17 protein-coding genes are annotated in these 20,203 nt (G+C 55.8%); 8 read left to right on the top strand and 9 right to left on the bottom strand.

The genetic code is table 11. From position 1 onward, the window contains the following. Positions 1-9 precede the first annotated feature (9 nt). The 4 genes from nagZ (at position 10) to RCF31_RS05280 (ending at position 3,992) form a co-directional block, all read left to right on the top strand. Positions 10-1,053 (top strand): beta-N-acetylhexosaminidase, encoded by a 1,044-nt coding sequence (gene nagZ, locus RCF31_RS05295; RefSeq protein ID WP_416412724.1) that lies wholly within the window; start codon positions 10-12, stop codon positions 1,051-1,053. A gap of 38 nt (positions 1,054-1,091) precedes the next feature. Continuing rightward, positions 1,092-1,634 (top strand): alpha/beta hydrolase YcfP, encoded by a 543-nt coding sequence (gene ycfP, locus RCF31_RS05290; RefSeq protein ID WP_416412722.1) that lies wholly within the window; start codon positions 1,092-1,094, stop codon positions 1,632-1,634. Positions 1,635-1,846: 212 nt separating this feature from the next. Next, positions 1,847-3,151, top strand: coding sequence for an NAD(P)/FAD-dependent oxidoreductase (locus RCF31_RS05285; protein WP_299452089.1), 1,305 nt, complete (start codon positions 1,847-1,849; stop codon positions 3,149-3,151). 298 nt (positions 3,152-3,449) lie between these two features. Further along, positions 3,450-3,992 carry a glycine zipper 2TM domain-containing protein gene (locus tag RCF31_RS05280; protein ID WP_084873904.1) on the top strand — a complete coding sequence of 181 codons (543 nt, stop codon included), beginning with the start codon at positions 3,450-3,452 and terminating at the stop codon, positions 3,990-3,992. A gap of 273 nt (positions 3,993-4,265) precedes the next feature. Here RCF31_RS05280 and RCF31_RS05275 read toward each other — a convergent pair whose 3' ends face one another. The 5 genes from RCF31_RS05275 to RCF31_RS05255 form a co-directional block, all read right to left on the bottom strand. Further along, on the bottom strand, positions 4,266-4,481 hold the full coding sequence (locus RCF31_RS05275; protein WP_299452098.1) for a hypothetical protein: 216 nt from the start codon (positions 4,479-4,481) through the stop codon (positions 4,266-4,268). 258 nt (positions 4,482-4,739) lie between these two features. After that, positions 4,740-6,866 (bottom strand): peptidase domain-containing ABC transporter, encoded by a 2,127-nt coding sequence (locus RCF31_RS05270; protein ID WP_416412721.1) that lies wholly within the window; start codon positions 6,864-6,866, stop codon positions 4,740-4,742. Beyond that, complete coding sequence (locus tag RCF31_RS05265; protein ID WP_416412719.1) at positions 6,853-8,139, bottom strand: HlyD family secretion protein; 1,287 nt, start codon at positions 8,137-8,139, stop codon at positions 6,853-6,855. Before RCF31_RS05265 ends, RCF31_RS05270 begins: the two co-directional genes overlap by 14 nt. Before the next feature lie 113 nt (positions 8,140-8,252). Next, positions 8,253-11,696, bottom strand: a complete 3,444-nt coding sequence (mfd, locus tag RCF31_RS05260) for a transcription-repair coupling factor (RefSeq protein WP_416412718.1) — start codon at positions 11,694-11,696, stop codon at positions 8,253-8,255. 93 nt (positions 11,697-11,789) lie between these two features. Next, a complete protein-coding gene (locus tag RCF31_RS05255; RefSeq protein ID WP_208714659.1) occupies positions 11,790-11,999 on the bottom strand; it encodes a hypothetical protein in 210 nt (69 codons plus the stop codon). Positions 12,000-12,229: 230 nt separating this feature from the next. On the opposite strand from RCF31_RS05255, the gene lolC reads away from it, so the two are divergent. Genes lolC through cobB form a run of 4 tightly spaced genes read left to right on the top strand, consistent with a single transcriptional unit; the run spans position 12,230 to position 16,253 of the window. Then, positions 12,230-13,429, top strand: coding sequence for a lipoprotein-releasing ABC transporter permease subunit LolC (gene lolC, locus RCF31_RS05250; RefSeq protein ID WP_299452107.1), 1,200 nt, complete (start codon positions 12,230-12,232; stop codon positions 13,427-13,429). After that, positions 13,422-14,123, top strand: a complete 702-nt coding sequence (gene lolD / locus RCF31_RS05245; RefSeq protein ID WP_084873908.1) for a lipoprotein-releasing ABC transporter ATP-binding protein LolD — start codon at positions 13,422-13,424, stop codon at positions 14,121-14,123. The genes lolC and lolD overlap by 8 nt, the downstream gene beginning before the upstream one ends. Continuing rightward, positions 14,123-15,367 carry a lipoprotein-releasing ABC transporter permease subunit LolE gene (gene lolE / locus RCF31_RS05240; protein ID WP_416412717.1) on the top strand — a complete coding sequence of 415 codons (1,245 nt, stop codon included), beginning with the start codon at positions 14,123-14,125 and terminating at the stop codon, positions 15,365-15,367. Before lolD ends, lolE begins: the two co-directional genes overlap by 1 nt. Positions 15,368-15,419: 52 nt before the next feature. Then, positions 15,420-16,253, top strand: a complete 834-nt coding sequence (cobB, locus tag RCF31_RS05235) for a Sir2 family NAD+-dependent deacetylase (protein WP_310618172.1) — start codon at positions 15,420-15,422, stop codon at positions 16,251-16,253. Positions 16,254-16,332: 79 nt separating this feature from the next. Here cobB and potD read toward each other — a convergent pair whose 3' ends face one another. From potD to potA, 4 genes are read right to left on the bottom strand one after another with little or no spacing between them, the layout of a single operon-like run. Beyond that, a complete protein-coding gene (gene potD / locus RCF31_RS05230; protein WP_416412716.1) occupies positions 16,333-17,376 on the bottom strand; it encodes a spermidine/putrescine ABC transporter substrate-binding protein PotD in 1,044 nt (347 codons plus the stop codon). A gap of 10 nt (positions 17,377-17,386) precedes the next feature. Continuing rightward, positions 17,387-18,160, bottom strand: a complete 774-nt coding sequence (gene potC, locus RCF31_RS05225) for a spermidine/putrescine ABC transporter permease PotC (RefSeq protein ID WP_299452118.1) — start codon at positions 18,158-18,160, stop codon at positions 17,387-17,389. Further along, positions 18,157-19,008, bottom strand: coding sequence for a spermidine/putrescine ABC transporter permease PotB (potB, locus tag RCF31_RS05220; protein WP_416413215.1), 852 nt, complete (start codon positions 19,006-19,008; stop codon positions 18,157-18,159). The genes potC and potB overlap by 4 nt, the downstream gene beginning before the upstream one ends. Beyond that, positions 19,001-20,116 (bottom strand): spermidine/putrescine ABC transporter ATP-binding protein PotA, encoded by a 1,116-nt coding sequence (gene potA, locus RCF31_RS05215; protein WP_299452121.1) that lies wholly within the window; start codon positions 20,114-20,116, stop codon positions 19,001-19,003. Before potA ends, potB begins: the two co-directional genes overlap by 8 nt. Positions 20,117-20,203 lie beyond the last annotated feature (87 nt).

The following is a 20,203-nucleotide window of genomic DNA, read 5'->3' as shown; positions in this document are numbered from 1 at the left end:
ATTGATGTTATGACGATGAATACACCCGGACCGCTGATGCTGGATGTCGAGAGCTATGAACTCGATGCCGAAGAACGGGAAATTCTGCAACATCCGCTGGTGGGCGGCCTGATTCTGTTTGCCCGTAACTACCATGATCCGGCACAGCTGGCTGAGCTGGTGCGCCAAATTCGCGTGGCATCCCATACCCGGCTGGTGGTGGCAGTGGATCAGGAAGGGGGGCGTGTACAGCGTTTTCGTGATGGCTTCACCACCTTACCGGCGATGCAATCTTTTGCTGCGCTGCACGAGCTGCCCGCCGCCGGTGAACTGGCGCAGCAGGCAGGCTGGCAAATGGCGGCCGAGATGATTGCGATGGATATCGACATCAGTTTTGCGCCGGTGCTGGACATTGGGCATATCAGCGCAGCCATCGGCGATCGTTCTTTCCATACCGATCCGGTGATGGCTTTGCAGGTCGCGCGGCGCTTTATCGCCGGGATGCACGAAGCGGGCATGAAAACCACCGGCAAACATTTCCCCGGCCATGGCGCGGTGAGTGCCGATTCGCACAAAGAGACACCGCGCGACCCGCGCGATGCCGCGACTCTGCGTCAGCATGATATGGCGATCTTTCAGCAACTGATTGACGAGCGCGCGCTGGATGCAGTGATGCCTGCCCACGTTATCTATACTCAGGTGGATCCACTGCCTGCCAGCGGCTCACCCTACTGGCTGAAAACGGTATTGCGTAACGAACTGGGTTTTGACGGGGTGATTTTCTCCGACGATCTGTCGATGGAAGGTGCCGCGGTGATGGGAAGCTATGCCGAGCGCGCGCAGCAGTCTCTAAATGCCGGATGCGATATGATTCTGGTGTGTAATCACCGCCAGGGTGCCATCAGTGTGCTGGATAATTTGACCCCGATCGGGGCGACGCGGGTGGCACAGTTATACCATCAGGGACGATTCACGCGTCAAAGCCTGCAGGAAAGTACCCGCTGGCAGCAGAATCAGCGCCAGCTGAGCGAGCTGCAAAGCCGCTGGCTGGCACATAAAGCGTCGGGCAGATAACGCCACTGCCCGGAACGTTCACCACGCTGAGGATAATCATGATCATCTATTTGCACGGTTTTGATTCAAGCAGTCCGGGCAACCATGAAAAGGTGCTGCAACTGCAGTTTATTGACCCGGACGTCAGGCTGATCAGTTACAGCACGCTCCACCCGAAGCATGATATGCAGTTTCTGCTGAAGGAGTCTGACAAGTTGTTGCAGCAGGCTGCCGATCCGCGACCGCTGATTTGTGGTGTCGGGCTGGGTGGCTACTGGGCCGAGCGCATCGGTTTTCTCTGTGGTATCCGCCAGGTGATCCTTAATCCCAACCTGTTTCCCGAAGAAAACATGGAGGGCAAAATTGATCGCCCGGAAGAGTATGTTGATATCGCCACCAAATGCGTGAGTAACTTCCGCGAAAAGAATTGCGACCATTGCCTGGCGATTCTGTCACGCCACGATGAAGCGCTGGATAATCAACGCAGCGCCGCAGCGTTGCACCATTTCTATGAAATTGTCTGGGATGAAGAGGCCAGCCATAAATTCAGGAATATCGCACCGCATCTTCAGCGGATCAAAGCCTTCAAAACATTGGGTTAATTCTGCCTGCGCCGCGTTCTGCGGCGCAATGTTTATGTAACATTCTGATAATGCCACTGAAAGATTGATGTACATCAATTTTGTTGTGATATCCCGATCCCGCCATGATATTCTGCCCCCAGCTCGCGATTTAACTTCGCCAACCCTATGTTTATTAAGGTTTTTAGTAACCATTAATTAACTTTTGGTTTACAACTTTGAGGGGGTCTTTGTTGACTACATCTATGAAAAAAATCGTTATTGTCGGCGGTGGTGCCGGCGGCTTAGAGCTGGCCACCCAGCTCGGACATAAGCTGGGCCGGAAAAAGAAAGCCGAGATTATTCTGGTTGATCGTAACCACAGCCATTTGTGGAAACCGCTGCTGCATGAAGTTGCCACCGGATCGATGGACGAAGGAATTGATGCGCTCAGCTATCTGGCGCATGCGCGTAACCACGGTTTCCAGTTCCAGCTGGGTTCACTGACCCAGATTAACCGCGATAACAAAACCATCGGGCTGGCCGAAATTCTCGACCCCGAAGGTGAAGTATTGGTCCCGCAGCGTGAGCTGGCGTATGACACGCTGGTGATGGCGCTGGGCAGCACCTCGAATGATTTCGGTACGCCGGGCGTGAAAGATCACTGCATTTTCCTCGATAACCCGCATCAGGCACGTCGTTTCCACAATGAAATGCTGAATCTGTTCCTGAAATTCTCGGCCAGCGAAGGCCGTCTGGATAAAGTGAACATCGCGATTGTTGGTGGTGGCGCGACCGGCGTTGAACTGTCGGCGGAGCTGCACAACGCGGTGAAACAGCTGCATAGCTACGGTTACAAAGGGCTGGATAACTCGGCGCTGAACGTGACACTGGTGGAAGCGGGCGAGCGTATTCTGCCTGCGTTGCCACCGCGTATCTCGGCAGCAGCGCATCATGAACTGACCAAACTTGGTGTCCGCGTGTTAACGCAGACCATGGTGACCAGTGCCGATGCTAACGGCCTGAATACCAAAGGTGGCGAATTTATTGCCGCCGATTTGATGGTGTGGGCCGCGGGTATCAAAGCACCAGACTTTATGAAAGAGATTGGCGGGCTGGAAACCAACCGTATCAATCAGCTGGTGGTGAAAGATACGCTGCAAACCTCGCGTGATGAGGACATTTATGCCATCGGTGACTGCGCTTCCTGCGCACTGCCGTCCGGTGGCTTCGTACCACCGCGTGCGCAGTCGGCACATCAGATGGCGTCACTGGCGCTGGAAAATATCCTTGCCCAGATGAAAGGCAAGCCGCTGAAGGCCTATGTCTACAAAGATCATGGTTCACTGGTGTCGCTGTCGCGCTTCAGTACTGTCGGCAGCCTGATGGGTAACCTGATGCGTGGATCAATGATGGTGGAAGGACGTATTGCCCGTTTCGTCTACATTTCCCTGTATCGTATGCACCAGATTGCGCTCCACGGTTATTTCAAAACCGGTCTGATGATGCTGGTGGGTAGCCTCAACCGCGTACTGCGCCCACGCCTCAAGTTGCACTGATGTATTCCGGGCGGCGTTTGCCGCCCGATCCTCGCTGTATCCACCTTAACCTATTGAAAAAACATAAGCCTGTCTGATGGAAGAGGGCGGTTTCCGCTGCTCTCAGAACTCTCTGAAAAGCTGGCCCTGGCGGCTTTGCGCTGCGTTTCCTCCATTAATCTGATGTTGCAAAATCGGGCCATCTGTAAAACTTATCTCAACAGACACGGCGCGTCGCGCACGCCGGTTATGTCCCAGCTGCACAGGATGCTGTGCGCGGCAGGATTGCGCGGTAACAACTTTTCAGGAGGACATTCCTGTGAACAAATCAATGTTAGCGGGTATCGGTATCGGCGTAGCGGCGGCCTTAGGTGTTGCTGCTGTTGCCAGCATGGATGTCTTTGACCGTGGCCCGCAATATGCTCAGGTGCTCTCAGCGACACCGATCAAAGAGAGTATCAAGCAGCCGCGACAGGAATGTCGCAACGTGACCCTCACCCATCGTCGTCCGGTACAGGATGAGAACCGTCTGACCGGTTCGGTGCTGGGCGCGGTAGCGGGTGGTGTGCTGGGTCACCAGTTTGGTGGCGGACGTGGCCGCAGTGTGGCGACGGTGGCAGGCGCTCTGGCAGGGGGTTACGCCGGTAACCAGGTGCAGGCAGGTATGCAGGATCGTGATACCTACACCACCACAGAACAGCGTTGTAAAACGGTGTATGACAAACAGGACAAAATGCTGGGTTATGATGTGACCTATAAAATAGGTGACCAGCAGGGCAAAATCCGTATGGAAAAAGACCCTGGCACCCGCATTCCGCTCGACCGTAATGGTCAGCTAATCCTGAATTCGAATCAGGCCTGATTGGGCAAAGACATTTCACAGCGTAAAGGCAGCCTTTAAGGCTGCCTTTTTCATATTCTGTCTCGCGTGATGGCGGGAATGCGTAAATATTATTGACGCCTTTCGTCAAATGATGGCTTAAAAAACAGATTGGTTTTTATCGACGTTCTGGTGCTATGGGTGTTTTTATTTTTCGGGGTGGTGGTGGGGTTATTTTTAATATTGAATGGCGGGAGTTTTATATATTTACGCCTCATCCCTGAGGCTTTGACAGATAATTGATTTTATTATAAATCAGATACCTGAATTATTGGTCAACCCGCTCAGGGTTGCGCCAAGACCACTAACCACTCCGCCAACGGTACTCAGGACAGAGCCAAGCAGGCCAGTAATCGTCGTGGTGAGGCCACCTATGGTGCCACTCACATCAGCGACGCCAGGAATAGAAAGTGCTCCGCCACTAACTTGTGAAATTTCCTGTTCAGATAGCTCACGCATTGATTCGTTCATAGTCAGACTCCAGATTGTCAAAATGGTGGACTGGATAATAACGATCTTCAGGAATCGGCTTTCATATTTAAAAGCCTCATATTCAGGATAGACGGCATTCTCTGGATTAAAAGATGGTACTGAAAAAATAGTTGTTACGACATATAACTCTTTGCTGTATTAATAAAAATAAATTTTAATTCAGGTCCAGCCGTTTCGATATAAGTGGCGCTGAGGGAACAACTATTCAGGGAAAAACTCAGAGATCACCTGAATAATTTATTTCCCTGTCGGCCAGGTTGCCATATCAATCACCCGGTCTGCCGAGGCTATCGTGGATGGCCGATGGGCAATCATCACGCGGGTAATATTCAACGCCCGGATGGCGGCATTTATTCGTGTCTCATTATCCACATCGAGGTGGCTGGTGGCTTCATCGAGGAATAACACCTGAGGCCGACGATATAACGCGCGGGCAATCAGCAGTCGCTGCTTCTGTCCGCCGGAGAGGCTGCTGCCCAGTTCACTGATCAGCGTCTGATAGCCCATCGGCATCGCCAGAATATCATCATGGATTTGGCTGAGACTGGCGCAGGCTTTGATCCACTCCTCGTCTGGCTGGGTATCAAACGCGCAGATATTTTCCGCTACGGATCCGGCCAGCAGCGTATCCTCCTGCAATACGCAGGCGATGCAGGCCTGCCAGTTCGCCACGCCACTGGTGCGGATATTGATGCCATTGACATAAATTTCCCCGGCGCTGGGTTTGAGCAGACCGGCCATCATTTTGAGAAGCGTGGTCTTCCCTCTGCCGGAAGGCCCAGTGATGGCCACGCACTCCCCGGCATCAATCGCCAGATTGACGTCGCTGAACAGCAGGGGGCTGAAAGGATCATATTGAAAAGACAGTCCTTTAACCGCGAGTGCAGCGGGTTCGCCGTGGCTGAGCAACGGATGAACGGGCTCGCCGACGGGGGTTTCCGGTTCGGCCAGCACAATATCCGCCACGCGATCCTTATGCAATGACAGCATACGTAACTGGAGCAACGTTTCCAGCAGGCTGGCGGTGCGGTCAGAAAATTGCCCGCGATAGGTACTGAACGCGACAAACATCCCCAGCGTCATATCCCCGGCAATCACCGCACTGGCCCCGAGCCACAACAGGGTGATTTGCTGCAACGTGGCGATCAGATTGTTACCACCGGCAAACAGCATTTCATAGCGTGTTTTGCTTATCGTGGCATTGGCGTTTTCGATATTCAGATTAAGCCAGTGCTGCGCCCGGAGCGCAGGCAATCCCAGCGCCTTAATGGTGTGGATACCGTAAAGCGACTCCATAAAATGCGAGCCGGAACGGGCATTGCGGACGATCTGCTCCTCAGAGGCCTGCCGCCAGGCACGATAGGTACCCAGCCGGAACAGGCACCACAGCAGGGTGAAGGCCAGTACCACCCATAACAAGCTCCCGCCATACAGCAGCATCATAATCATCAATCCCACGGACATGATGCCGTCCATGATGCCGCTGACCACATTGCTGGTCAGGGTGGTTTGCAACGTCTCCAGCGAGGTGAAGCGAGACTGAACATCCCCCAGTTTGCGCTTTTCAAACCATTCGGTTGGCAGCGCCAGCAAATGGTCAAACAACCTGGCCTTGCCCTGCACACTGATCAGCGTGCTCATCACCAGCGATGTCCAGCCGCGCAGCGCACTGACGGCGGTGCGGAACAGCACAAAAAACAACAGTCCCAGGCAAATCAGCGTCAGCAAGCCGGTATCACTGGCCGGAATGGCATGATCCAGCACCATTTGCATACCGACGGGTAGCAGCAGGCTGGCGGATTCCACCAGCATGGAGAAGCAAAACAGTTTGATGAGGGTGGTGCTCAGGCCGGCAATGCGTCCGGTCAGCGACCAGAGGGAAAGACGGGGGCGGGGTGGGGCGCCTTGTGGTACATCCCCTGTCGGCCAGAGTTCCAGCGCCACACCGGTAAAATGCAGCGAAACCTCCTGCATGCCGAGGACGCGATGACCGGCTGCCGGATCGTGAATCACCACGCGATTACGTCGTACCGCCACCAGTACCACAAAATGGTTGAGGTCCCAGTGCAGAATACAGGGCAGCTTGAGCGCACGGAGATTATCCATTTCCAGACGCAACGCGCGCGATTTCATACCGGCGGCTGCCGCGGTGTCGATCACCGTACGCAGGGTGGCCCCCCGCGAGGAGATGCCCGAGTGCTGACGTAACAAACGCAGGTCTGCGGGCAATCGATACCAGCGAGCGATCATTGCCAGGCAAGCCAGGCCGCATTCAGCGGCTTCCGTTTGCAGGATCACCGGCATGCGACGACGCAGGCTGATATGCAGACGGGAGAACAGCTCCTTCATTTCACCGTTGGTCACTGACTGGCCCCGTTATGCTGTTTTTCAGGAAGTAATAGGGAGACAGCATCCACTGGTACAGCGGACGCTTTTCGAGGAAGACCGTGGCCTGCAATTGCATACCGCTGGCCAGCGGCAGATTTTCGCCCTGCCAGCGCAAACCTCGCTGATTCAGCGCCACACTGGCTTTAAACCATGCGCCTGCAAGCTGCCCGTTCGCTAAGCGGGGCGCGCTGCCGTAGCTGTTGAGTTCCTGTAGCGGCACTGGCGCGGCGGACACTGACAGCACCTTGCCCGGAAACTGGCCATATTTTTCCGCTGGATACGCGGCATAGCTGATGTTTATCGTGTCGCCCGGTTTGATATAGGGCACGCTGTCGTTGGGGAGCCAGATAATGAGACTCGGTGTGTCGTCTCCGGCAGGCACCAGCTGCGCCAGGCTATCGCCATCACTGACCATCTGTCCTGCCGTCACGCTCAGCGATGAAATGCGTCCCGCTGCGGGGGCGGTAATCAGGCGTTCGCTACCGGCATCGGCTTCTGCCAACTGACGTGCGATGTCGGCCTGACGAATGTGGTACTGCGCCAGCTGCCCATCAAAATCAGCGGCACGGGTGACCTGCTGGCTGAGAAGATCGGCGATCTGCATATCCTGTTGCACCCGCTGAGAATTCAGGCTGTGCCACACGCTAAGCTGCTGGTAAAAAAGATAACGTTGATTGTTTTGCTGGTCGGTGGTGATCAGTCCCTTGCGGATAAACCGGCTATAGTCGTTCATGCTGCTGCGCATCACGTCGAGCCCTGCCGTGGCTGAGTCCACCATCTTCTGGGTTTGCTGTCGGGCGTTGCGTAACTGGTCAAGCTGCTGCTGAACGGTGGTGAGTGTCGCGCGGCGGTTTTGCTCCAGCTGGCGCACCATGTCGTCCATTTGTTGCTGCTGTTGGATCAGCAATGCCCGCGTGGTGGCGCTGAGATTGCCGGAGGGAGAGACGCGGCTGATATCCAGCGCATACAGCGGGGTACCGGCGCTGACCACCTGGCCGGTGGAGACCAGCAGGCGGGAAATCACGCCTTGTTCCGGCGCGAAAAGGTTGATGGTGTGCGGCCAGGTGATCACTTCGCCACTGACGCTGGCCCGTCGCGTATAGCTGCCCAGCCACAGGAAAAGCAGCAGGCTGGCGAGCAGAATCGAGGTGACGAATAACGTTATCCACACCGGCCAGCCGGTTAACAGCAGAACAGGGCCTGCGTAGCGCGACTGCAAATGTTCGCTGACTTCCTTGCGAAAAAGCATAAAGCCACTCTGGTAAAAAATGGACTCATGCAAAGATAGTCAGGAACCGAATAATTATCCAACACAGAGAAAAAAGGCGCGATAAATCGCGCCATTACGTCAGAGTAAGGTGTCTACACGCGATGATTCGCCAGATCGCCAACGAACTTTTGCACCCAGTCCATACGCGACTTGCGTTCGGCTAAATCACGGGTGAATTTCAGGCGCGTCGGACCATCCAGCTTCCATTGTTTCGGGTCTTTTTGCAGCAGACCAATCAGCCAGCCAGGATCGACATGATTCTGCGGGGCGAATTCAAAGAAGCCGCCTTTTTCGCTGGCCTCAATGCGTCGTACTCCCAGTTCGCGTGCCACTAAACGCAGCGCGGCGATATCCAGCAGGTTACGTGCCGCATCGGGTAAGCTGCCGAAACGATCAATCATCTCCACTTTCAGCTCGGCCAGCTCGCCATCATCACCGGCGCTGGCGATGCGTTTGTACAACGACAGGCGCGTGTTCACATCGGGGATGAAGTCATCCGGCAGCAGAGCGGGCATACGCATCTCGATCTCCGTCTGGTTGCTGGTAAGATCTTCCAGCGACGGCTCGCGCCCGGCCTTCAGCGCGTCAACCGCGCTTTCCAGCAGCTCCATATACAGCGTGAAGCCGATGGTTTCCATCTGGCCGCTCTGATCTTCACCCAGCAATTCCCCGGCACCGCGGATCTCCAGATCGTGGGTCGCCAGGGCAAAACCGGCACCCAAATCTTCCAGAGAAGCGATGGCTTCCAGCCGCTTCTGCGCATCGGTGGTCATGGCTTTGGGATGCGGTGTCAGCAACCAGGCGTAAGCCTGATGGTGCGAGCGGCCCACACGACCACGTAACTGGTGCAGCTGCGCCAGGCCAAAATGGTCGGCGCGTTCGATGATGATGGTATTAGCGCTCGGCACGTCGATACCGGTTTCGATAATGGTGGTGCATACCAGCACGTTAAAACGTTGATGGTGGAAATCATTCATCACCCGTTCCAGGTCGCGCTCACGCATTTGACCGTGACCGATGGCGATGCGTGCTTCCGGCACCAGTTCCGCCAGGCGCTGGGCGGCTTTTTCAATGTTTTCAACGTCGTTGAACAGGTAGTATACCTGGCCGCCACGCAGCACTTCACGCAGGATCGCCTCACGCACCACCAGGCTGTCAAACTCACGTACAAAGGTTTTCACCGCCAGACGGCGTGCCGGTGGCGTGGCGATAATTGACAGATCGCGCATGCCGCTCATCGCCATATTCAGGGTTCGCGGGATCGGGGTGGCGGTGAGGGTCAGAATATCAACATCGGCACGCATCGCTTTGATACGCTCCTTATGGCGCACACCGAAACGGTGTTCTTCATCGACAATCAACAGGCCGAGATCGTGCCATTTCAGGTCACTCATCAGCAGCTTATGGGTGCCGATCAGAATATCCACTTTGCCTTCTGACGCCTGTTCGAGGATCTGGTTTTGTTCTTTCGCGCTGCGGAAGCGGGACAACATCTCAATACGCACCGGCCAGTTGGCGAAGCGATCGCGGAAGTTATCGTAATGCTGCTGCGCCAGCAGGGTGGTGGGCACCAGCACCGCCACCTGTTTGCCGTTTTCCACCGCCAGAAACGCGGCGCGCATCGCCACTTCGGTTTTACCGAAGCCGACATCACCGCACACCAGACGGTCCATCGCCAGCGGCTGACACATATCGCTCAGCACGGCATTGATGGCCTGCGCCTGGTCTGGCGTGGTTTCAAACGGGAAACCTTCACAGAACAGCTGATATTGATCGCGGTCGTGCTTAAAGGCGTAACCGGCTTTGGCGGCGCGCTGCGCGTAGATATCCAGCAATTCCGCCGCTACATCGCGTACTTTCTCCGCTGCTTTCTGACGCGCGCGTGACCAGGCATCGCTGCCCAGCTTGTGCAACGGTGCGTTTTCGTCGGCCCCCCCGGCATAACGGCTGATCAGATGCAGCGACGACACCGGCACATAAAGTTTGGCGTCACCGGCGTAGGACAGCATCAGGTATTCTGCTTCGATACCGCCAGCCTCGAGGGTGGTGAGGCCGATATAGCGTCCCACGCCGTGCTCCAGGTGCACCACCGGCTGGCCGGGATGCAACTCCGCCAGGTTGCGGATCAGCACATCCGGGTTGATGGTGCGACGATTGTCCTGACGGCGACGGCTGACGCGTTCGCCCAGCAGATCGCTTTCGCAGATAAAAGCCAGCTGCCGTTTGCTATCGATAAAGCCGCGCTCGCTGGCACCAATCATCAGGCTGTGCGCGTGCTGGCTGGCGTCCGCCAGACGGGTGATTGGCTGCGGGCGCAGTTTAATACGCGCCAGTAATTCCTGCAGGCTTTCGCGGCGGCCCTCGCTCTCCACCGAGAACACCACCGGACCGGTAAACTGTTCGAGGAACTGGCGTAACAGATCAAGCGGTGCTTTTGCCTGTGCCTGCACCGTCAACTCCGGCAGCGCTTGATAGCCGAGATTGGTGTTGGTGGCTTTGTCCGGCAGTGTTTCGTGGCTTAACTGGATACGCGGCCAGGCTTTCAGCTCACCCAGCAACGCATCCGGACGCAGCCACAGCGCCACCGGTTCCAGCAGGGGACGCATCGGGTCAATACGGCGATTTTCGAAGCGAGCATTAACGTCCTGCCAGAAACGCTGCGCGCTGCTTTCCAGATCGCCGCTATTGATAATCAGTGTGTTAGCGGGCAGATAGCTAAAGAGCGTTGACAATGACTGTTCGAAAAACAGCGGTTGCCAGTACTCAATCCCGGCGGGCAGCGTGCCTTTGCTTACCTGCTGATAAACGTGTTCCGGTTCCCGGCGCACATCAAAGGTTTCGCGCCAGCGGCTGCGGAACTGTTCAATGGCGGCTTTATCGGTGGGAAATTCGTGCGCTGGCAACAGATTGATGGCATCGACCGCTTCCAGCGTGCGCTGGGTATCGACGTCAAACAGGCGCAGGCTGTCGATCTCGTCATCAAAGAAATCAATGCGGTACGGCTGGTCGCTGCCCATCGGGAACAGGTCGAGCAGTGCGCCGCGCGTGGCGTATTCACCGTGCTCCATCACCTGATCAACATGGCGGTAACCGGCCTGCTCCAGCTGGTCACGCAGGGCATCACGCGAGAGCTGCTGGCCTTTCTGCATTACCAGCGCGTGGCCGTGCAAAAAACTGTGTGGGCAAACGCGTTGCATCAACGTGTTTACCGGCATGATTAGCATGCCATGCGTCAGCGTCGGTAATTGATATAAGGTGGAAAGGCGGGCGGAGATAATATCCTGATGGGGCGAGAAGCTGTCGTAGGGCAGCGTTTCCCAGTCGGCGAGGTTACTGACCGGCAGATCGGTGAACTGGCGAATCTCCTCCTGCAGACGCAGGGCAGATTGCATATCCGGGGTAATCATCAGCACCGGACCTGTATGGCGTTCGGTGATGCTGGCACACTCCACCGCCTGAGCGGCACCTGGCAGTTGACCGAGTTGACGATGGTCACCGGCTTTCGCTGGCAGGGTATAACGACTCTGTTCGGACATGGGGTCTCGACATTCTCTCCTTTTATTCCAGGGCGTCATCATTCCATAATCCGCCCTGAGGATCACCTGTCGCGGTGCTTTTTTCAGGTTGTGTTACTTAATCGATTGCTGTGTATAGTGCATTCGTGGGCGGTCAACGTTGGCCCAGGAGAGTTCCTGTTCCAGATGATAGCTGTGGTTACCATCGTCCCACTTCACGTAATAACCGGTTGGCGCGTCTCCCTGTTCAAAAACGTTAACAACCTCGCCTTTTATCTCTCCCGATTTGTGTTTCACAATACTGCCTTTGGGAAACTTAAACATATGTTGTACCCCCACAATCAACATTACTACATCATTCAGTCTACCCCAGCGGCTGCTCAATAAACGCACAATTAACGTCATTATTTTGTCACTATTTTGTGCAATGACCTGCAGGGTGACGTATTTCGACGCAACTTTGCCGCAGACTCAGAGGGTTAGAGGTTTCATAAAGGAGGCGGCTCCTTTATCATCCCTCTACTTATTTTCAGGCTACTGCCAAGACGGATCTCATGTATCAACCAGTCGCGTTATTCATCGGCCTGCGCTACATGCGTGGACGTGCTTCAGACCGCTTCGGTCGCTTCGTCTCCTGGCTTTCGACCATCGGCATCACGCTGGGCGTGCTGGCGCTGGTGACGGTGCTTTCGGTGATGAACGGCTTCGAGCGTGAGCTGGAAGGCAACATTCTCGGTCTGATGCCGCAGGCGCTGGTCACCAGCGACAAAGGCAGCATCAACCCGCAACAGCTGACGCCGCAAAGCCTTAATTTGCAGGGCGTGACGCGTATTGCCCCGCTCACCACTGCCGATGTGGTGTTGCAGAGTGCGCACAATGTCTCCGTGGGCGTGATGCTCGGCATCAATCCTGATGAGAAAGATCCACTCACCCCATATCTGGTCAACACCCAGCAGAGCGTGCTCCAGGCAGGCCAATATAACGTTATCCTCGGTGAGCAGCTGGCGGGGCAACTCGGCGTCAAACGCGGCGATCAACTGCGTCTGATGGTGCCTTCTGTCAGCCAGTTTACCCCGGTTGGCCGCGTTCCGAGCCAGCGTATCTTTACCGTTGCGGGGACTTACGCTGCCAATAGCGAAGTCGATGGCTACCAGATCCTCGTCAACCAACAGGATGCCTCACGCGTGATGCGTTATCCGCTCGGTAACATCACCGGTTGGCGTCTGTGGCTGGATAAACCGCTCAGCGTAGATGCGCTGAGCCAGCAGAAACTGGCCGATGGACTGGTATGGAAAGACTGGCGTGAGCGTAAAGGTGACCTGTTCCAGGCGGTGCGCATGGAGAAAAATATGATGGGGCTGCTGCTCAGTCTGATCATTGCCGTCGCCGCCTTTAACATCATTACGTCGCTCGGGCTGCTGATTATGGAAAAGCAGGCCGAAGTGGCGATTCTGCAAACCCAGGGTTTAACCCGCCGTCAGATTGTGGCGGTGTTTATGGTGCAGGGGGCCAGCGCGGGCATTATCGGTGCGCTGCTCGGCACGCTGCTCGGGGTACTGCTCGCCAGCCAGTTAAACCATCTGCTGCCGGTGATTGGCCTGTTCCTGGATGGTGCCGCCTTGCCGGTGGACATCAACGTCTGGCAGGTGGTCACCATTGCGCTGGTGTCGATGGCTGTGGCGCTGCTCTCTACTCTTTATCCGTCATGGCGCGCTGCCGCCGTTCAACCCGCTGAGGCTTTACGTTATGAGTAACACCCCTTTGTTGCAGTGTCGTGACCTGTGTAAACGCTATCAGGAAGGCAGCGTGCAGACCGATGTGCTGCGCAACGTGGCTTTCAGTCTCCAGCCTGGTGAACTGACGGCGATTGTCGGCAGCTCCGGTTCCGGCAAAAGTACCTTGCTGCACCTGCTGGGCGGGCTGGATGCGCCGACCTCCGGTGATGTGGTGTTCGACGGCAAATCGCTGAATGCCATGTCCTCCTCCGCCAAGGCCGAGCTGCGTAACCGCGAGCTGGGCTTTATCTATCAGTTCCACCATCTGCTGCCGGACTTCACCGCGCTGGAAAACGTGGCGATGCCGCTGCTGATTGGCAAAAGTGCCAAAGGTGAAGCGGAGGCCCGCGCCCGTGAGATGCTGGCGGCGGTGGGGCTGGAAAAACGCGCGGCGCATCGCCCCTCGGAGCTGTCCGGTGGTGAACGCCAGCGTGTGGCGATTGCCCGTGCGCTGGTGAATCGTCCGCGTCTGGTGATGGCCGATGAGCCGACCGGTAACCTCGATGCGCGCAACGCCGATGCGATTTTTGAGCTGCTGGGTGAACTGAACACCCGGCAGGGCACTGCCTTCCTGGTGGTGACTCATGATTTGCAGCTGGCAAAACGTCTCAGCCGTCAGATGGAGATGCGTGACGGCCAGCTGAGCGAACATTTGACGCTGGGAGCGCTGTAATGACGCCTTCGTTATCCCTGCTGCTGGGGCTGCGTTTTAGCCGTGGCCGTCGGCGTGGCGGCATGGTGTCGCTGATCTCAATTATCTCAACGATCGGTATCGCGCTGGGCGTGGCGGTGCTGATCATCGGCTTAAGTGCGATGAACGGCTTCGAACGTGAGCTCAACAGCCGCATTTTGGCGGTGGTGCCTCATGGGGAAATCGAGCCGGTTAATCAGCCGTTCCGTAACTGGCAGCCGATGATTGCCCCGATTGAGCAGGTGCCGGGTATCGCCGCCGCAGCCCCCTATGTGAACTTCACCGGGCTGATTGAGAGCGGTGCGAAGTTACAGGCTTTGCAGGTCAAAGGGGTCGATCCGCAGCAGGAGCCGCGCCTGAGCGCGCTGCCGCGCTTTGTCGCCGATAACGCCTGGTCGCAGTTTGCCGCCGGTAAACAGCAGATTATTCTCGGTGGCGGTATTGCGACATCGCTGAATGTGAAACAGGGCGACTGGATCACCATCATGATCCCCAACAATGATGGTCAGAATAAGCTGCTGGAACCCAAACGTATTCGTTTGCAGGTGAGCGGCATTCTGCAACTGAGCGGTATGCTCGATCACAGTCTGGCGCTGGTGCCGCTGGCCGATGCGCAGAACTATCTGGATATGGGTGACAGCGTCAGCGGTATCGCGCTGAAAATGAACGACCCGTTCAAAGCGCAGAAGCTGGTACGTGATGCCGGTGAAGTGACGCATTCTTACGTCTATATCCGCAGCTGGATTGGCACATACGGTTATATGTATCGTGATATCCAGATGATTCGCGCCATTATGTATCTGGCGATGGTGCTGGTGATTGGTGTGGCCTGTTTCAATATCGTGTCAACGCTGGTGATGGCGGTGAAGGATAAAAGCAGCGATATTGCGGTGCTGCGTACCCTCGGTGCCAAAGATGGTCTGATTCGTGCCATCTTTATCTGGTACGGTCTGCTGGCCGGATTGCTGGGTAGCGTCAGCGGCGTGGTGGTTGGCGTGGTGGTGGCGCTCAATCTGACACCGATTATGCGCGGACTGGAGCATCTCACCGGCCATCAGCTGCTGGCAGGGGATATCTATTTTATTGATTTCCTGCCGTCAGAACTGCACTGGCTGGATGTGATTTCGGTGCTGGCCACAGCTATAATTTTGAGCCTGCTTGCCAGTTGGTACCCGGCGCGGCGCGCCAGCCGCATCGATCCAGCCCGCGTATTAAGCGGGCAATAACAGCAAACCAGCGCAACTGCGGCAGAGCGGTTGCGCAGATTAAGGAGCCTTTATGCGCACACTTCGTCGCCGCGTACGACTCGCCCGCTATAAAAAGACGCGTCGCAAAGTGCATCAGCGTTTTCGTCAGCGTATTTTTGAGCGCGACCGGAAAGCGGAGCTGGCGGCGCATCCGTTGCCACATGTGGTGGTGCTGACCGGCGCGGGGATCTCGGCGGAATCGGGTATTCGTACCTTCCGTGCTGCCGATGGTTTATGGGAAGAGCATCGGGTGGAAGATGTGGCGACCCCGGAAGGTTTCCGGCGCGATCCGGCACTGGTGCAGGCGTTCTACAATGCGCGCCGTCGCCAGCTGCAACAGCCGGAGATCCAGCCGAATGCGGCACACCGGGCACTGGCGGAGCTGGAGCAGGTGTTGGGGGATAATTTCCTGCTGGTGACGCAGAATATTGATGATTTGCACGAACGCGCCGGAAGCCAGCGCGTTCTGCATATGCACGGTGAGCTGCTGAAGGTGCGTTGCGTCAGTAGCGGCCAGGTGATTGACTGGCAAGAGGATCTCACCCCGGACGATCGCTGTACCTGTTGTCAGTTCCCCTCACTGCTGCGTCCGCACGTGGTGTGGTTTGGCGAAATGCCGCTGGGCATGGAAGAGATTTATCAGGCGCTGGATCGCGCGAATCTGTTTATTGCCATCGGTACTTCCGGCCACGTCTATCCGGCCGCCGGTTTTGTCCATGAGGCGAAGGTGCAGGGCGCGCATACCGTGGAACTGAACCTGGAACCGAGCCAGGTGGGTAACGAGTTTGCTGAAAGCCAGTATGGTCTGGCAAGCGAAGTGGTCCCGGCGTTTGTGCACACCTTTCTGCGTGGGTTGTATAAATAAGCGGTTGATTTATCAGGTCGGCATGAATGCCGACCCTACATCTTTGTAGGGTGCGTATTTATACGCACCAAATGAAAGACTATTGCCCTGCTTTTAATTTCTGGAACAACGTCTCGTACTGTACGCTGGCATCCCCAACATCGTTCTGCCACTCACCGTTTTTAATCACCTCTGCTGACGGATACAACGATGGATCGTTGGCAACCGCCTGCGGCAGCAGTTTTTTCGCCGCCAGATTCGGCGTCGGATAGCCGATGGTTTCCGCCACTTTTGCCGCCACGTCCGGGCGCAACAGGAAGTTAATTAACTTCAGCGCGCCGGCTTTGTTTTTCGCATTAGCCGGGATGGCCAGATTATCCATCCAGAAAATGCCGCCTTCTTTCGGCCATACCACCTGCAACGGTGTACCGGCCTGACGGGCCACATACGCTGAACCGTTCCAGATCATGCCGAGATTCACCTCGCCTTCCATATAAGGGTTGCCAGGGTTATCGGAGTTAAACGCCAGCACGTTCGGCATCAGTTTCTTCAGCTCTTCGTAAGCGGCTTCGATCTCTTTCGGGTCGCGTGTATTGCCCGAATAGCCCAGCTTGCGCAGCGCCATCTGGAAGACTTCACGCGCGTCATCGGTCAGCAGCAGGCTCTGCTTGTATTCCGGTTTCCACAAATCCGCCCAGCTGGTGATGCTTTTCGGGTTGATCGCATCGGTATTGACGCCAATGGCGGTGGCACCCCAGATATAGGGAATCGAATAGTCATTATTGGGATCGAACGGCTTATTCAGCAGGTTCGGATCGAGGTTGTGAAAGTTGCTCAGCTGCGACTTATCAATCTTTTGCAGCATGCCTTCATTGCGCATTTTGGCGATGAAATAGGTGGAGGGCACCACCAGGTCGTAAGCGCCATCTTTCCAGGTTTTCAGCTTGGCATACATGCTTTCATTGGATTCGTAGGTGGAATAAATCACCTTGATGCCGGTTTCTTTGGTGAACTGCTCCAGCAGGCCCGGTGGGACATATTCGGTCCAGTTGTAGAAATAGAGCGTGTTGCTGTCATCAGCCTGCGCACTCTGCATACCCAGTGCCAGCGCCCCAGCCGCCAGCCAGTGAGACCATTTTTTCATCGGTTGTCCTCTATTTGGTTTTATCCCGCAATAACAGCTGGCTGGCTGTCACCAATAGCAGCGACAGGAGCAGCAAAATAGTGGCCAGTGCATTCACCTCAGGTGATACACCGACTTTCACCATCGAATAAATTTTCAACGGCAGAATTTCAAACGTCGGGCCGGTGACAAAGGAGGAGACCACCACATCGTCCATCGACAGGGTAAAGCTCAACAGCCAGCCTGCCGCCACCGCAGGTAGCGCCAGCGGCAGCAGAATCTTGCGCAAAATAGTGATTTCACTGGCACCCAGATCTTTTGCTGCTTCCAGCATCCGCACATCAAAGCCTTTCAGGCGCGAGTAAACGGTGATCACCACAAACGGCAGGCAAAAGGTGATGTGAGAAAACAACAGCGACCAGAACCCCAGCGAGATGCCGAGCAGCATAAATAGCACCAGCAGCGAAATCGCCATCACAATGTCCGGTGACATCATCACCACAAACAGCATGCCGCTGACGAAAGGTTTACCGCGAAAACGGTAGCGATACAGCGCCACCGCCGTCAGCGAGCCAATCAGCGTGGCGCAGCTGGCTGATAACACCCCCATCAGCAACGAGTGCTGTGCCGCTTGCAACAGGCTGTCGTTATTCACCAGCAGGGCATACCACTGGGTACTGAAGCCCTGCCAGTTGATGCCGAAGCGTGAGGCGTTGAACGAATTGACGATCAGGATAATGATCGGAATATAAAACCAAGCGTAAATCACCGCCATAAAGCTAGCACGTAACCAGCGAGCCATCATTGCAGCTCCACTTTGTTATTCAGCAGACGTGCAGCGCGCCAGTAAAACAGCAACATCAGCCCCATCAATAGCGTCATGACGATGCTGGTCGCGGCACCAAATGGCCAGTCGCGAATATTGAGGAACTGGCTTTTGATCACGTTGCCAATCAACAGATTTTTCGCGCCACCCATCAGGTCAGAAACATAAAACAGCCCCATCGCCGGGATCAACACCAGCAGGCAACCGGCGACGATACCGGGCATAGTGAGCGGCAGAATGATGCGTATAAAACGTTGCAGCGTATTGGCTCCGAGGTCGCGAGCGGCCTCAAGGCAGGCTTTATCCAGTTTTTCCAGGCTGGAGTAGAGCGGCAGCACCATAAACGGCAGCAGGATATAGATCAGCCCCAGGATCACCGCTTCTGGCGTGTACATGATGCGAAAGGGTTGGTCGATGACGCCCAGCCACAGCAGAAACTCGTTCAGCCAGCCCCGGGTGCTGAGAAAAATTTTCAGGCCGTAGATGCGGATCAATGAGTTGGTCCAGAACGGCACAATCAGCAGAAACAACATCAGCGGGCGCAGGCGCTCAGGTAATTTTGTCAGGAACCAGGCAAAGGGATAACCGAGCAGCAGGCAGCACAGGGTGGCGATGATCGCCATATTCAGCGAGTGCAGCAACACATCGGCGTAGAGCGGATCGAGCAGACGGCTGTAGTTGCTGAGGGTAAACACCATGCTGACAAAATGTGCATCGTCGCGCGTCAGAAAACTGGTGACAAAAATCATCAGATTCGGCAGTAACACAAATAGCGTCAGCCAGCCGACAATCATCATCACGATGGCGCTTTGCAGGCGGTTACGCATCAGCTTCATACGGCAGCACCACCTCCCAGCTCTGCACCCAGCTCACCGCCATTTTCTGGTTCAGCGAATGGTCAAAATCGGGGTCGTCCTCATTGAAAAATTCGCTCACCGTCAGGAGCTTGCCATTTTCCAGTTCAACGGTGGATTCCAGCGTCATCCCTTTATAGTTCCGCTCACGCACGTAGCCCACCAGATGCTCGCTGCGGCTGTCGTGATCGATCTCTTCAACGCGCAAATCTTCCGGGCGCAGCAGGACATGTAATTTGTCACCAGGCACCACCGGGAAAGGGCAGTGGATATCACATTCCCGTCCTTCCACCCGGGCGCGCACGCTGGGGGCGTTGTCACTGCTCACCACCTCAGCGTCAAACACGTTGATTTCGCCGATAAAGCGCGCGACAAACAAATTGGCCGGTTCTTCGTAGATCTCGCGTGGCGTACCGTCCTGCTCGATACGGCCATCGCGCATCACCACGATGCGATCGGACATGGTCAGCGCTTCTTCCTGGTCGTGAGTGACGAACACAAAGGTGATGCCGAGCTTGCGCTGCAATGCTTTCAGCTCGTTCTGCATCTGTTTACGCAGCTTGTAATCCAGCGCGGAGAGTGATTCGTCCAGCAGTAACACTTTGGGTCGATTCACCACCGCACGCGCAATGGCGACACGCTGTTGCTGGCCGCCTGACAGCTGATGAGGACGCCTGTCGGCAAAACTTTCCAGTTGCACCATGGCCAGCGCGTCATTGACGCGACGGTTTATCTCCGCCGCCGGGGTTTTCTGCATCCGCAGGCCAAACGCCACGTTTTCAAACACCGACATATGAGGGAACAACGCATAGCTCTGGAACACCGTATTGATATGGCGGTGCTCGGCAGGCGTGTCGGTAATGTCATTGCCATCGAGGATGATGCGACCCTGGTCGGCATCTTCCAGCCCGGCGATCAGGCGCAGAATGGTGGTTTTACCGCAGCCGGAGGGACCGAGCAGGGTGATAAATTCACCATGACGGATAGTCAGCTGGAAATCGGAGATGATGGATTTATCATCGAAGGCTTTACTGATGCCAGAAAGCGTAACCAGCGCCTGTTGTGCGCATGTTTGCGTCATTTTAGTCACTCAGTCTGAAAATGATCTGATTACAGCATAGTCGCACGCAGCGGCCAGCCGTGATGAAGGGCGGGATAATACCTGAAA

Origin of the sequence: Pantoea sp. App145 (genome assembly GCF_047947045.1) — a bacterium.
Classification (GTDB): Bacteria; Pseudomonadota; Gammaproteobacteria; order Enterobacterales; family Enterobacteriaceae; genus Pantoea.
The sequence above is the reverse complement of the archived record's forward strand: the minus strand, read 5'-3'. Positions and strand labels throughout refer to the sequence as shown.

Excerpts from the sequence above, each read along its gene's own strand:
- nagZ (WP_416412724.1), top strand. The coding sequence starts at position 10 with ATGACGATGAATACACCCGGACCGCTGATGCTGGATGTCGAGAGCTAT.
- ycfP (WP_416412722.1), top strand. The coding sequence starts at position 1,092 with ATGATCATCTATTTGCACGGTTTTGATTCAAGCAGTCCGGGCAACCAT.
- RCF31_RS05275 (WP_299452098.1), bottom strand. The coding sequence starts at position 4,481 with ATGAACGAATCAATGCGTGAGCTATCTGAACAGGAAATTTCACAAGTT.
- RCF31_RS05265 (WP_416412719.1), bottom strand. The coding sequence starts at position 8,139 with ATGCTTTTTCGCAAGGAAGTCAGCGAACATTTGCAGTCGCGCTACGCA.
- mfd (WP_416412718.1), bottom strand. The coding sequence starts at position 11,696 with ATGTCCGAACAGAGTCGTTATACCCTGCCAGCGAAAGCCGGTGACCAT.
- RCF31_RS05255 (WP_208714659.1), bottom strand. The coding sequence starts at position 11,999 with ATGTTTAAGTTTCCCAAAGGCAGTATTGTGAAACACAAATCGGGAGAG.
- lolC (WP_299452107.1), top strand. The coding sequence starts at position 12,230 with ATGTATCAACCAGTCGCGTTATTCATCGGCCTGCGCTACATGCGTGGA.
- lolD (WP_084873908.1), top strand. The coding sequence starts at position 13,422 with ATGAGTAACACCCCTTTGTTGCAGTGTCGTGACCTGTGTAAACGCTAT.
- lolE (WP_416412717.1), top strand. The coding sequence starts at position 14,123 with ATGACGCCTTCGTTATCCCTGCTGCTGGGGCTGCGTTTTAGCCGTGGC.
- cobB (WP_310618172.1), top strand. The coding sequence starts at position 15,420 with ATGCGCACACTTCGTCGCCGCGTACGACTCGCCCGCTATAAAAAGACG.
- potD (WP_416412716.1), bottom strand. The coding sequence starts at position 17,376 with ATGAAAAAATGGTCTCACTGGCTGGCGGCTGGGGCGCTGGCACTGGGT.
- potC (WP_299452118.1), bottom strand. The coding sequence starts at position 18,160 with ATGATGGCTCGCTGGTTACGTGCTAGCTTTATGGCGGTGATTTACGCT.
- potB (WP_416413215.1), bottom strand. The coding sequence starts at position 19,008 with ATGCGTAACCGCCTGCAAAGCGCCATCGTGATGATGATTGTCGGCTGG.
- potA (WP_299452121.1), bottom strand. The coding sequence starts at position 20,116 with ATGACGCAAACATGCGCACAACAGGCGCTGGTTACGCTTTCTGGCATC.